This window comes from uncultured Psychrobacter sp. (assembly GCF_947495825.1).
Classification (GTDB): domain Bacteria; phylum Pseudomonadota; class Gammaproteobacteria; order Pseudomonadales; family Moraxellaceae; genus Psychrobacter.
Window position 1 is genome coordinate 15,007 of record NZ_CANMAH010000014.1, and the last position, 13,957, is coordinate 28,963.

Here is a 13,957-nt window from a genome sequence, read left to right on the forward strand (position 1 = left end):
AATAGTAGTAAGAATCGACATACGAATAGACAATGTAACACAGATACATTTCTGTATCATTATCAATACAAAAAAATATTTTTCGTTAACATTGTCTAATTAGGCGTTGTGACTACCGTGAGCAAGTGCATAGGCAGATAGATGGTAAATATCAGAGACAGGCGTGTTTTTATCGTGAGATGTACTTTGATTGATAGGATATGTCTGATTGTGGGAGAAGGACTTGGCAGACAGTGTTCGAGCCAGTGCTTGTAGACTTGCTCCTGTGGTCGCCACATCATCAAATAGCAATATACGTTTGGCAGGAGGTAATGTCGTCATCGTAAAAGCATCGTTTAGGTTCGCTAAGCGCTCTGCACGCGTTAGACCTTGCTGGCTAACAGTATGATCAATGCGCTGGACACCTTGCCAGATAGGTATATTCCAATGCTTCGATAAATAGGCGGAAAGAATAGTCACGGGGTCAAAGCCGCGCTCAACTAGGCGACTGGCGGTGGTAGGCATGGGTAGGATGACGCTGTTTTGGCTGTGGCAGCCGATAGGTCTTGGTAGCTGACGCAATACATGTACCAATAAAGGCAGCTTGGTCATGTCCTCTGAATGTTTAAAAGCTCGAATGGCTTGGCGAATTGGATAATCGTAATAAGTAGCAGCTTGGATAGTAAGAGAAGCACCCGCTGCAATATCTACAGTAAACACCTTAGGAAGCCACGCGATATAATCATGACAGCGCGCGCACAAAAGACCTTTATGAAAATACTGCTGTATACGATTGTAAAGCGTCGGTGCAGTGCTGCTCGGTATGGAAGGTGTACTACGATAGACATGGCATAGCTGACAGCGTAAATTTATATACTCTGCCAGCCATAGGCCACTTTGATATGGTGCTAAGCGCTGCATAAGCCGTTATGACACTTATTGATAAGACTTAGCGAATTATAGTCCTTTCCAGTCATTAAGTACTATCCCAACCCCGACAGCGGTATTTTTATGGTTATAATCGATGATAGACTCACCATAACCATGGAACAGCTGAACATACCCATTGACGTTATTAGATAATGGATAGATATAATCGACTTGCGCTGCGCCTTTTTCTGTCTTTGGGTTATAACGCAAAGTACCGCTGACACTGTGTTTGTTTGGCAAGTCATATAAGAACTTCATATCGCCATAACCCAAGAAATCTTCGATATCTGGGTTATCATCCGTGTCGCCACTTTCGGTACTAACACGCGCCCACAGCCTTGGTACGATTGCAAATTTACCCCATTCGGCACCGCCCATCAGATATACCCGGTTCCATGAACGAGACAAGTTGTCAGACTGACCATTTGAATGGTGTGAGGCCCCTGCCCCTAGCATACGTAAGCGTCCGCCAAAGGGTAGGTTCGCTGTGACAGGCTGAGTTACAAACACCTCAGGCTCGTAGTCGGTTGCTCGAAACGGACGAGAATTGTCTTCGTTATAGACCTGCCAATGCGACTGCTGCGTATAGCCAAACCACATATCGGCATTGGTATCGAATAAGTCCTCTGCGACTTTAGTCTTAATAGATACCTGCAATTTCAGCTCAGGCACTCTTAGCTCATTGGGACTAAAAACCTCCTCATCTCGAGTCGGAGTATTTGGACTACGATTGGGCTTGGCATTTAAAAATAACGGCAATAAATACATAGGACGGTGTGGTCGCGCTGACCAAGTCCCGCGCTCACTGTTTTGGTCCAAATCATAGGCCAGACTCAAAGGCGTATATTTTTCGATATCGCTTTGAGTCACGCCTACATCATCTAATATCTCGGTTTGTGTCTTGTCTATCGCGGCCTTATTTGGTTCACTATTGGCAGATAACTGATTGGCAATGAGTACTGTATCAGCAGCTTCTACAGTATCGCCCTGCATTTTGGTCATATCTTCTGCAAGTACCACCTGCGGATCACCTGAAATGGTACTTTTAATAGTCCCTGCCAAATCCAATGGTTGCTTGGTCGTGGTATAGCTTGGCGTCTCGCCTTGCTCTGCAACCTTATCAAAACAAGCCAAACGTGCAGCGGCCGTTTTTACTTGTGTACATTCAAAAAACAATTGTGCTTGCTGTGCGACAAAAGCATCATTAGACAGTTTTTGGCGATCAACGTTTGGCGTCTTTAACTGCTCAACAGTAGCTTGCTGCACGTCTATAGCTAATTCATCATTTATCTGATTGTTATCTACAGCATGTACTTGCATGGTAAAACAGCTCAATACTGCACCAACTGCAATGCTTAAATGGGTTTTGGTTACTGTGCGCTTAGTAGCTTGAGAAACAGAAGCGAGGCCCATTATCTGACGCTGCAAAGTTGTATGAACAAACATAAGTGTCCCTTGTGTTAATTGACACTGCGGTCAATAATTTATCTACGATGACTAAAATCAAACTTGATAGGTAAATAGCGATTACGGGGTTTTATTAGTACAACTTAACTATTGTTGCTTTAGTGTAATAAATATACCCGCATTATACTAGAGTTATTCGTCTTTAGTACAATGTTAAATAGCGAGAGTTGGTGTTTAATAAGTTTTTGAGCGCACCCGTGACAAATAAAAAGATCCAGTAACTGTGTCATAACAGTATACTGGCTCTTTTATAATATCGACTTATAGTTGCGGCTTTATTTATTTAGCAATGTTAATGTCTCTTCAAACTCTGAGCGACCAATTTCACCAACTTGCTGATTTATCAATTGACCATCCTGATAATACAATAATGCTGGTGGACCAAATAGTTGATAGCGCGCCAAGATTGCCTTTGAGTCTGGTGTGGTTTCAGTGATATCAAGCCTGACCAACTGCCAATCTTGCATCTGCGCAGGACGGTTATGGAATAAGTTTTTATCCATAATGCGGCATTCAACACACCAATCAGCCGTTACATCCACGATTACTTTAGGCGTTTTGGCAGTGATTGCATCTAACTGTGCAAGCGTCGTGACATGCTCATCGTTTGCATTATCATTACCGACTGCTTGACCAGTCGCTGACTGTACCATCGTTGGCGCAGCACTTAGTGACGCCAATGGATGTAGACTGTCATCATTACCTAATGCCGCCCCAATGACCAAGCAGGCTGCCCAGATACCAGTCACCAAACCAAGCGCTTGAGTAAGCATCCGACCACGGCCCAGCCAGCTCCAAGCCCATGTCGCAACCACCATAAACCATAACGCCCATACTAGCAGCATTATAGGAGATACAAATACTCGCTCAATCAATAGTAGCGCCACTGCAAACAACAATAACGCAAAGCCTTGCTTGACCCAGTTCATCCACTCGCCAGCCTTCGGTATGATTTTGCCTTGAGTGGCACCAATCAAAATAAGCGGCGCTGATAAACCAAAACCAAGCATAAATAAGGCGATAAAACCAAGCAGCGGACTACCAATAGTCGAGACTGCAAGCAAGGCGCCAAATAGTGGCGCGGACACACAAGGCGATACGACTAGTGCGGATAAAAACCCAGCAACGAGGCTACCTCCTGTACTACCAAGCTTACTATCGCCCGCCTGACTCAAGCCTTGCAGCTTACTACTCACGGCTCGTGGCAAACGAATAGTAAATACACCCAGCATATACAGCGCTAATAGGACAAAAATAATAGCAAAGCTAATTAAGATAATCGGGTTTTGTAGCCAACCGATAATGCCCAATGACTCACCAAACACCGCGATGACTGCGCCTAAGATACCATAAGCAGTAGCAACCCCAATGGCATAACTGGTGGTCAGTATCACGCCTTTTTTGACGGTCGGGTTTTTCTCGCGTGCGACGATATTGGCAACGATAGGCAGCATCGGCAGCACACAGGGTGTCAGTGCCAAACCTAAGCCTGCCAAAAACAATAGACCTAAGGCCAACCATGGATGCGATGCCAGTCCAAACGGGTCGGTATCGACTAAACCATTGTCGTTGACAGTAGCGCTGCTGGCCCTACTGGTCATGTTAATGTTGCTATCGGTCATATTGCTATCGACCGTATCGCCACTGATGACATCGGTATCTGCACCAGAAATCATATTGGTAGCGACAAGCTCTTCTTCTAAAGCGTCCGCATCTAACAAGGCATAATCAATAACCTCATCATCTGCCTCTACTTGCTGTGCGGTAGGCGTAGCATTATCCGTATTAGTTGCATTCGCTGCGTCTGCTGTCGTTGCAGTACTCGCAGCAGCTTTGATGGTGGAGTCTGTCGTCTGATCTTGAGAAGACATACTACTGCCACTCGCTGCAGTCTGCGGGGTAGTCGCAGCGATATTGACAGTAGTATTTATTTTTTCAGGCGGGTAACACAGCCCTGCTTTGGCACAGCCTTGCCAGCCAATAACCACTGCTGCATCGTCCACGCTTTTGCCACTCGTACTACTTAGCGTCGTGGTCGCTACCATATTAGCTTGATCAAATACTGGCACACGACCAAAGGTGGGATCATCAATAAAAACAGCAGTCTGACTAAAAGTAAATGGCGCGGCAGTCACACCAGTAGGTAAAGTTAGCTTTATTTGATCTTTATAGACATAGTGTTCAGGAGTGATATCGAAGTTAATCGACAACTGCGTCCCTGTCGCGACAGGCTTACTGACACTACCCACCTGAAACGCTTGATCGACGGGTAAAAACTTTGGCTTCGCTGAGCTTTTATTATTACCAAACAAATCACCCAAGCTAACAGCTTGAGCTGTCATGGATGTGGCGGTCAGTCCAGTAGCGACCAATCCAGTAGGTAGCAGTCCTGTCAGCAATGAGCTACTGCTTAAAGCAAACGCCAACAGATAAGACTTTTTGGAAGAACGATTTTTATAGGAGGATGGAGGTTTTTCTGGTGTCTTAATGGACATAAAGGACTGCCTATTGATTACTAATGCTTACATCGACTCGGTCGATATTTACTTGCGTTGTGCTGCGATATCAACCGTGGTTTTGATTTTCTCTGGCGGATAGCATAGTCCAGCTTTGGCGCAGCCTTGCCAACCGATCACGAGCGGTGCATTCTTTGCCCCTTTACCATTGTTGGTCGTAAGCGTCGTGGTCGCTATCATATGCTTTTGGGTAAATACAGGAACCCTACCAAAAGTTGGATCATCAATTGAGACTGGAGACTGATTAAACGTAAACGGCGTTGCGCTTATCCCTTTAGGAAATTTTAAAGTAAGCTGGTTTTTGTAAACATAGTGTCCTGGGGTAATATCAAAGGTAATCGATAGACGCGTGCCTTTAGATGTTGCATTGGTAATGCTGTCAACTTGAAAGGCTTTATCTACTGGCAAAAACTTCGATTTTGTAGCGCTATTATTACCGAACAGCTCGCCTAAACTTGCCGCCTGAGCGCTCATAGAAACAGCACTCATAGAAACCATAGATAATCCCATTACCAACGAGGCATTTATGATAGCAAGTGCAAGTACATAAGGCTTTTTAGAATGGTATTTGTGTAACGCGATTGATTTTGTTGTTGGTTTTTTGATTGTCATGAATAACTACCTTTATTGCTTTTAATCACTGATGACATAGGTTTCACGTATTGATAAAAAATATCAACCAATAATGACTTATTGGTTGATATTAGTTACGAGCCAGTTATCCATTACTGGTCGTTAATACTGAGTACGCTGATACCTCTACTTATAGTTTTGCATAGATGTCAGCATCTTGACCTTCGCCGCCTTGTTGCCCATCTGCCCCCAACGAAAACAAATCGTAAGGACGACCTTCACTACCAGGAGAGACATACTGTAGCTCGTTTTCCCAACCATCGGTTGGATAGCCACCTTTAATATAGCCGCCTTCAGGATAGTTTTTTGCATTGGCAGGCGGTGTGATCAACGCTTCTAAACCTTGTGCTGTCGTCGGATAGCGTGAGTTATCTACCTTATACATATCGAGCGAATTTGACACGGTCGATAGCGCAGTCTCTGTCGTTTTGACGCGCGCTTTATCGCTTTGTCCCACGACTTTTGGCACGACCAATCCTGCCAAAATAGCTAGGATAACAATCACAACCATGATCTCAATAAGCGTAAAGCCTGATTGACTACGGCTCAATGCTGTCCGACTATTGACGATGTTTGTATCTTTTGTATGTGAAGGAGATTGTCTGCTTTTCATAAGATGCTGCTTTGTCGCGTTGGCTGAGGTTTTATCAATCATAATCATCGCTTTTATCATTACTGTTATACATAAATATCAAGACGACTGTCACTATAGACTATGATTGTACATTTATCTACTAGCGCACTTTGATTTTAAATTTCGATTGTAAATTTTGGATTATCGCTGTCGCTACTTACAGGTCCATAAACCTTTATATATTTATAAATCTCACCGCTTGTAAGTCACTATAGCTCAACGCTGCAATGAACGACAGTGTATTTGCCTTTCATTGATTAATATACAACAGTAAGCAAAATTTAAGAAACCTATTGTAAGGTTAAGGTGATACGGTCAGATAGTAAACTGCTCGAACTAACCCGCTAAGTCGTTCATATTCACAATCGGTAGCATGACTGCCATCACAATAATCATCACGACGACTCCCATCAGTACTAGCATTAGCGGCTCTAACAGCGACAGCAAGGTACTAATAAAGTTAGTCGCTTCCGTCTCTTGCATATTGGCTGCGCGACTAAGCATACTTTCAAGCTCGCCCGAGTTTTCACCGCTCTTAATCATCTGTACCATCATCGGTGGAAAATAAGACGCTTTTTCAAGCTGGCTTGACAAACTGGCGCCTTCTGTTACTCGATCTGCAGCAGTGATAATAGTCTGTTTAATGTGTAGGTTGGTTGTGACCGCAGCGCCGATATGCAAAGCTTCAATCAATGGCACACCCGAGCGCACCAATATCGACAGTGTGCTTGCAAAGCGAGCAGCATTGAGTCCTTTAGAGAGTCGCGCCAATATCGGTAACCGAAGAATGATGCTATCGATAGCAAGCTTGCCGGCCTGCGTTTGCGCAAACCGATAAAACAAAAAAGTGCCACTTATTAATATTAGTAGCATCAGCCACCACCACTGGGTAATGGCATTGGACAGCGTAAGTACTACTTGAGTTATCAGGGGCAGTGCTTGCTCAGACTGCTCAAATACTTTGACAATCTTGGGTACGACAAAGCTCATAAGTCCCATAATCACGCTGATCGCCATAACCATCAGCACAATAGGATACACCATCGCGCCTTGGATTTTCTTTTGTAAGGCAAAGCGGTTTTCGGTATAGTCAGCCAGCTGATTAAGAATCAGATCAAGATGACCTGACTTTTCACCAGCCGCGATAGTGGCAATATATAAAGGCGGAAAGCTCGCCGCTTGCTGTAACGCACGGGCAAAACTTAAGCCCTCTAAAACGTGCGAACGTACTGCCAGCATAAGAGATTTGATATGGGTTTTGGGAGATTGCTTGGCGACAGCTGCTAGGGTTTCTTCGAGTGGAATACCAGCTGCTAGCAGGACTGAGAGCTGACGGGTCAATAACGCTAACTCATAAGCAGACGGCTTTTTATAACGACTTCGCTGTCGGCCTTGTTTGTCATTGACGGCACTGACTTCTACCGGCGTCCACTGCTTGTCGCGAATTTGCTGACGTATTTGCCGCGCAGAGTCGCCTTCTAATAATCCTTTTTGAATACCGCCTTGTTCATCAAGCGCTTTATAATGATAAGCAGGCATAGCAGCGAATATCCTAAGGCAGTTGATAAAAAAAGAAGTGAGAAGTCATGTATCTAAAAAAGTGGCGTAGAGTCGTTACTCTCAGGCATCATGCCTTGTAATAGCAATACATCTAAATGCTGCTGCTGGAGCTTTTTATCAAAATCATTGACCTCAGCGATGAGCATTTTTTCGATTCGTTTATCAGACGCATAGACGCTGAGTCGTGCACAAATAACCGCCAATTGATAAATACGTTTTTTACAATAGCTGTCTAAGCCTTGCAATAAACGCACCATGTAGGGCGTCTCAAGGCTAGCATAGTCATAGCCTTCAACCACTTGTTCGCCAAGTGCTGTGACACCGTAGCTAATAGACAGATGCGCACAAAAATAACAGCTAAATAAATAACCAACCACATGACCGATATAATATCCACGGTCATAAGTAAAACTACTCACTCCAAAATGTCCAAGCACATAGCTATTTAGGCTGGCTTGATCCTCAATAGGCTTGGGGTGTTTTAGCTTACCGACAGTCGCAAGCCTTAGCGGATTGTGACCATCTTGCGCTGTCAGCTGCCATCCTACAGGCTGCTGAGCTGGCATATGACGTACAATATCAGCGATAATATCATCAACCACGTGCAACTGCTGCCACATGCGCTCAAGCGGACTGACATCAAGTAGGCCACGTTTATCAAGTTGCTGCGCAAGCTTATACTGCTGGTACTCTGCAAATTGACCCTTCAATGTCTGTACCAGATAAGTTGGACGTATATCTGCAGGCGCCAAGTACAGCAAGCGTGTTCGCTCATGCTGCGTGCGATAAAGTGCTAAGCGCAGCTCAGCCACACTAGACTCTGAGGTCTCAGTCGCGTGAATAGCAGATGTCTGAGAAGATGATGGTGTAAAAAGAGCAAGCAGCGCCGCTTTATCAGTCGCCATCGGTTCTTGTAACGATGACACAGCCTCATGGCTACTTTTACCATCAGGGATGGAGGCGCTACTATCGCTACTTATAGCAGTAGATTGTAGGATGTTGTTAAAAGTCGGTTGGGTCATAATGTACCATCACCAGCAAAAAATAAATGTGGTCTTCAGTATCATAATCATATATCTAAGCTATTTATTTAAATGTCATAACTAAAGGTAATAAATAGCCAAATATCGTAGTGACTGCGTTTGGACTACTGATTATTATATAGTACCTGAACGTACTTTGGTTGTCAGTGTTACGGCCGCTCTTTATCTGACTTTTTAAAGATGGGCGCTTATAAAATACTTACGCTGTCAGTTTACGTTGATACTGCTGACGATAAGCTTTTGGTGATACACCATAAACGCGCTTAAAAGCTTGGCTAAAGGTAGAGTCTGACGCATACCCTACTAGCTCACTAATACGGCTGATGCTGTTTTGCTGCAAACGTAGATAACGTGCTGCCAAGCGCAAACGGTAATCAATCAAATATGTCAGAGGCGGCATTCCAACTACATCTTTAAACCGCTGGGCAAAGCTTGAGCGCGACATTCCTGCGACCTCAGCAAGTTTATGAATCGTCCAGTTTCGATCTGGTGCATAATGCATCGCTACCAATGCTTTTGACAAAAATGGATCTTTTAGCGCTTTAAGCCAATTATCTGTCGCCTCAGGTAAACTCTCAATATAGGTACGCAGACACTCAATCATCATAATACTGGCCCAATGGTTGATGACTGCTGTCTTACCCATACGCTCATGCTCAGACTCCAAGGTCAACAGCTTAACCTCTACATCAATAACGCCGAATCGACCATCAGACATCTCAGTAAGCTCAGGCAATATCGTGGGTAGTACTGACAGTAGTGGTTGCGTCATCTCTTTTTCGTATCGACATTCGATCAAGATCAAACATGCATTGATCTCACCTTCTCCATTAAGATCTATAACATGGCTTTCAGAATCATTGAGCATCTCATCTAGAGGTTTGGTGTTATCACCATGATGATTGAGTGCATAGCTGACATGTTTATAGGCGTTTGAGATCATAATGGTATCGCCAGTCTTTGCCTCTCGTATCTCACTGCCGACATCGATACAAAAACTACCCGATAACACAAGATAAAATAAAATCGTATCTTTTCTATCAATAGAATATGACCAATTACCCCTACCATTTAAACGATAGTAATTTGTTTCAAACAAATGCACATTCTGTAATAACATACTAAGTGCGTCCATTAACAATTTCCTCAATAATGTATGGCAACTTACGGCAGCTAAGCCGGGCTCTGCAAAATAAACTACCTAAGAGACAATACATAAGAAAAATCGTTTACTGTGGACTGCTATTAAAGTTATACGCACGCTACACACATTTTATACTGATAGCAGCGAGACAATATTCTTTGTATAGACTATTAATATACATAGTATTAATCAGAAAGATACTGTTTCTTAAGTGTAGATTTAGGATACTGCTTAATAATGGGGGTTATTTCGCTAAAATTAACAATAAATGCGTAGAAGACAGTATGGGCATTTTTTTAGAAACCAGATAAAAGATAGGTACTAAGCCAAATAAAGTTATCAAGCTTACAAAAAATAGCTATAAAATGAATAAAAAGATAGGAAAGAAAAACGCAGACGAAAAAAAATGCCAACGAGGGCAATTTATGTATGTAAAAGCAGATATATCAAATAAAAATTGGGGCGACTGATGGGACTCGAACCCACGACAACCGAGATCACAACCCGGGGCTCTACCAACTGAGCTACAACCGCCATAACTATTGCCAAGGAAGGCAAGATTTGCAGGCTAAATGGCGCGCCTGGCAGGGCTCGAACCTGCGACCACCTACTTAGAAGGCAGGTGCTCTATCCAACTGAGCTACAGGCGCTCTTAAGGGCTTTTACGTATTAAGTATAATTCGTAATGCTACGAACAAAACTATTATACATAAAAAAAAGCCTGTAAGGCTCTTAAAATAGATGGTCGGAGTGATAGGATTCGAACCTACGACCCTCTGGTCCCAAACCAGATGCGCTACCAAACTGCGCCACACTCCGATATTCTCTATTATCTCGCTAGTTTTGTCACTTAACTCGTTATTGGCAGTACCGCTAACTTGTTAATGTTCCTCGCTATCGAGGTGCATATATTAAGACTTATAGTCGGTAGTGTCAACACCTATTTTTAATTATTTTCATCAATTTTGACTAAGTTCTTTATCAACGAATTGTTTGCACAGATATCTGCATAATATTTGCTTTTAATCGCCTAAATTTTTTAGGCGCTCAAAGTAGTTTTATTAAGCGTTCCAGTCGTAACATTAAAAGGCATGACCCATAGTGTCGCGTGGTTCGACTCTATAGAGTCAATAGACTGCTGAAGTGCGACTGGTTGAGTGGTGTCATCCATGACCGGATAGACCAGCCAAACTTGCTTAGCTTGGTAAGCTTGAGCATAACTGATCAGCTGATACGCATCAGTAGCGCTAATATCACGCGCATGAGTCAGTGCCTTCCATTTGATATCAATGACGTGACTACAGTGAGTGGTGTTAGCATTCGCCTTACTAGTGTGCTGCTTTTGGCTATTTGCTTCGGTAGCTGTATTATAAATCAATAAATCTGGCTGTATAGACAGACATGTCTGCCCTGTAGCATCTCGAAGCCATATATCTTTTTGCTGAGTAAATGTTTGGTAAATAGGCTGGTTGATACTGGTAGACTGCTCAAACAGCTGCGTAAGACGCAAGCTTGCCCACTGCTCAAAAGCTTGGTTCATATTAATCAGTAAACATAAGCGCATCTGTCTACCTTTGTGGCCAACACCATTACCTGTAGGCAAAGTTGAGTACTGCATTTGAAGTAGCCAATACGCCAAATCTAATAGCTTATCTACAGATTGCCGCTGCAACCGAGACAATGGCTGTAAGGTTAGCTGCTGCTTTGCCATCTGATAAAGAGAACTCAGTCTTTGCCGCTCGTAGTGGCTAAGCACAGTAATCTGTCGCCAGCACACCAGCTTAGACAGTAACGCGGCGGACAACGACATAGACTGTGGTTGATAGGCTTGAGACGCGCCTACCAGCTGCTCAAGAAAAACCAAAGCACTTTTTATCAGACGATTGACCAGCATATCGGTGCTTAGTTGGTTTACCTCACAGACAAACTTATGAGGCTGATAGCTATTACGCTTTAGCTGCTCTTTAACGAGTAGCTTACCTTGTAGCATTGACTGGTTTTGGCTTTGTGTTTGATACTGCTTGGTTGGCTGATAATCGGACAATAGCTGCAAAAACTGTCTGATGAGCCATTGTGACAGTGGCGGCGTTTGTGTCGATAGTGGCGTGAGATGCTGACTGAGCTGGCCTAAGGTTTTGGTGTGCGGCAGCTTGTGATGTCTATTAGGTATAGTCATCAAATCAGTCAGCATCATTTGTACCCATTGACGTGTCCGCATGAGTTCATCGCTTTGGGTAAGGGTGTTTTTTTGCGTGACTGCCGCTACTTTGGGCAGTATCTCAAGCGTAATGCCGCTTGGCAGCAAAATAATACCGATATAGTGACCCACTTTGAGCTGCCATTGTCCGCGTTGGCGCTTAATGGTAAATACCGTAAATTCTTGCGCAAGCAGCCAAGTAAAATCATCGACATCAATAAAGTCCTCTGCAACCAAGCGTTGATGTTCAAACACGCTCATAGTAGCGTGACCCGCTGTATTTGAGTCAGAAGATGCCTTTGAAGCTGAGCATCCAGCGCTATAATAATGACTGTTTATTGATATATGTTTCATTAAAATTAATACAGACGTTGATAGACATAAGGTTTGGCAAACTCGCCAGTCTGCGTCAGAAGCTCTGGATTGATAGTATAGCTAGCAGATGCCATCATTGAGCCTACAAACGCATTTTGTTCAGCAAACATAGGGTTTTGATGGTCTCTAGTTGACGATTGAGACAGACTGCGTTGACTGTCATGAATAAACTGCGATGTTACTGGCCGCTGCTCATCATTAAATAGATACTGTAATAAAGACACTTGCCCGCCAACAGCTTGTGCCAGTTGTGGAATAATCTGCTCTACCAATACTGTTCGTAGCTGCGCTAAACTCCTTACCGAGTATAAAAAGGCATGACCAAGTTGCGCCTCTTGTCCCAACGTTTGTGTGATACGCTGGTTCAACCCTCTTAATAGCTTGGCCAAATCCACCTCTGCTGATGACTCATGCTTATCTGAGCGTTGATGCGCATCTGTAGGATTTAAGACACGAATAACGGGCAGCAATTCAGGCTGCGGAGGACAGTCGATAAAGCGAAAGCGACGACGTAGTGCCATATCAAGCGGCGCTAACGAGTGATCCTGCGTATTCATCGTTGCATAAATATCAACATTGGCAGGCACGCTAAAGACTCGTCCAGAATAAGCCAAATTTACTTGCATCGCGTTTGGCTGCCCGCTGCGCTTATCAGGCTCGATCAGACTAAGCAGCTCGCCAAATACTCGGGAGACATTGGCACGGTTGATTTCGTCGATAAGCATGGCATAACGATGTTCAGGATCATTGGCAGCGCGCTTACAAAGCTTTAAAAAAGCTCCATCTTGGATATCATAGCGCATCTGATTGCTCGCCCCTTGTTCGCTTGTTTGGCGATTGATTTGAGCGCCTTGTCCTCTTGGTTCATCATTGCTCATCACTGGGCGAATGCCTTCGACAAACTCCTCGTAGCCATAGGCTTGATGAAAGCTGACCATACTATAACGCTGCTTTTGTACAGGCTGATTGTCTTGTTGCGCCTGCCGGAACTCACCCAGCTGCTGTGACAACTGAGTCAATAATGACATGCTCTCTGGCAGTAGATGCCATGCTCCGCTTTCATCTTTATCAAAGTAAGCTTGGCTTGCACGGTTTTTATAGGTCACTGTCTTTGAGCTGGCCGAACTGTGCATTTGTAGCACTGACCATGCTGTGTTGCTTAGGTTCTTCTCACGTGCGTTTTGAGCCGCCTTAGCGATAAAAAACTCATGATTGACGACTTCAGGTACTTTTACCAAGTCTTTTTGCTGTGCTTTAAAGTCCAAAAATATTAGACACACCACATCGCGCCAGCTAAGCTCATAGAGCAACTGTGACAGTAGCTCGTTGCCATCCGTAATAGGCAAATAATGCGTATACTGTTTGGCAATTTGTAACAAGCGATAAGTCTTGCCTGTACCAGCGACACCCGTATAGATAATATTGGTAGGCTCACTAGTGGGTCTGTCATTCATAACTTAACTCGATATTAAAAACGAT

Annotated in this window: 10 protein-coding genes and 3 tRNA genes; all 13 read right to left on the reverse strand. The window is 43.8% G+C overall.

Annotated elements, in window-relative coordinates; genetic code table 11:
- Positions 1-99: 99 nt before the first annotated feature.
- The 13 genes from Q0895_RS12735 to Q0895_RS12795 all read right to left on the reverse strand — a co-directional run bounded on the left by Q0895_RS12735 (position 100) and on the right by Q0895_RS12795 (position 13,932).
- Positions 100-900, reverse strand: coding sequence for a ComF family protein (locus Q0895_RS12735; protein WP_058368007.1), 801 nt, complete (start codon positions 898-900; stop codon positions 100-102).
- 36 nt (positions 901-936) lie between these two features.
- The gene (locus Q0895_RS12740) at positions 937-2,355 is read right to left on the reverse strand and encodes a phospholipase A (RefSeq protein WP_299189562.1); all 1,419 of its coding nucleotides are present in this window, start codon (positions 2,353-2,355) and stop codon (positions 937-939) included.
- A 296-nt stretch (positions 2,356-2,651) separates the two neighbouring features.
- Complete coding sequence (locus Q0895_RS12745) at positions 2,652-4,871, reverse strand: protein-disulfide reductase DsbD domain-containing protein (RefSeq protein ID WP_299189564.1); 2,220 nt, start codon at positions 4,869-4,871, stop codon at positions 2,652-2,654.
- A 48-nt stretch (positions 4,872-4,919) separates the two neighbouring features.
- The gene (locus Q0895_RS12750) at positions 4,920-5,504 is read right to left on the reverse strand and encodes a protein-disulfide reductase DsbD domain-containing protein (protein WP_299189565.1); all 585 of its coding nucleotides are present in this window, start codon (positions 5,502-5,504) and stop codon (positions 4,920-4,922) included.
- Positions 5,505-5,655: 151 nt separating this feature from the next.
- On the reverse strand, positions 5,656-6,180 hold the full coding sequence (gspG, locus tag Q0895_RS12755; protein ID WP_299189567.1) for a type II secretion system major pseudopilin GspG: 525 nt from the start codon (positions 6,178-6,180) through the stop codon (positions 5,656-5,658).
- Positions 6,181-6,495: 315 nt separating this feature from the next.
- Complete coding sequence (gene gspF / locus Q0895_RS12760) at positions 6,496-7,698, reverse strand: type II secretion system inner membrane protein GspF (protein WP_299189569.1); 1,203 nt, start codon at positions 7,696-7,698, stop codon at positions 6,496-6,498.
- 53 nt (positions 7,699-7,751) lie between these two features.
- Positions 7,752-8,741 carry a hypothetical protein gene (locus Q0895_RS12765; protein ID WP_299189572.1) on the reverse strand — a complete coding sequence of 330 codons (990 nt, stop codon included), beginning with the start codon at positions 8,739-8,741 and terminating at the stop codon, positions 7,752-7,754.
- A 220-nt stretch (positions 8,742-8,961) separates the two neighbouring features.
- The gene (locus Q0895_RS12770) at positions 8,962-9,882 is read right to left on the reverse strand and encodes an AraC family transcriptional regulator (protein ID WP_227511681.1); all 921 of its coding nucleotides are present in this window, start codon (positions 9,880-9,882) and stop codon (positions 8,962-8,964) included.
- A gap of 482 nt (positions 9,883-10,364) precedes the next feature.
- Positions 10,365-10,440 (reverse strand) — tRNA-His (locus tag Q0895_RS12775).
- Between the two features lie 39 nt (positions 10,441-10,479).
- Positions 10,480-10,556, reverse strand: a tRNA-Arg gene (locus Q0895_RS12780).
- 92 nt (positions 10,557-10,648) lie between these two features.
- Positions 10,649-10,725: transfer RNA gene (locus Q0895_RS12785), tRNA-Pro, on the reverse strand.
- Between the two features lie 220 nt (positions 10,726-10,945).
- Entirely contained in the window at positions 10,946-12,364 is a 1,419-nt protein-coding gene (locus Q0895_RS12790) for a hypothetical protein (RefSeq protein WP_299189575.1), read from the reverse strand.
- A gap of 98 nt (positions 12,365-12,462) precedes the next feature.
- Positions 12,463-13,932, reverse strand: coding sequence for an AAA family ATPase (locus Q0895_RS12795; RefSeq protein ID WP_299189576.1), 1,470 nt, complete (start codon positions 13,930-13,932; stop codon positions 12,463-12,465).
- Positions 13,933-13,957 lie beyond the last annotated feature (25 nt).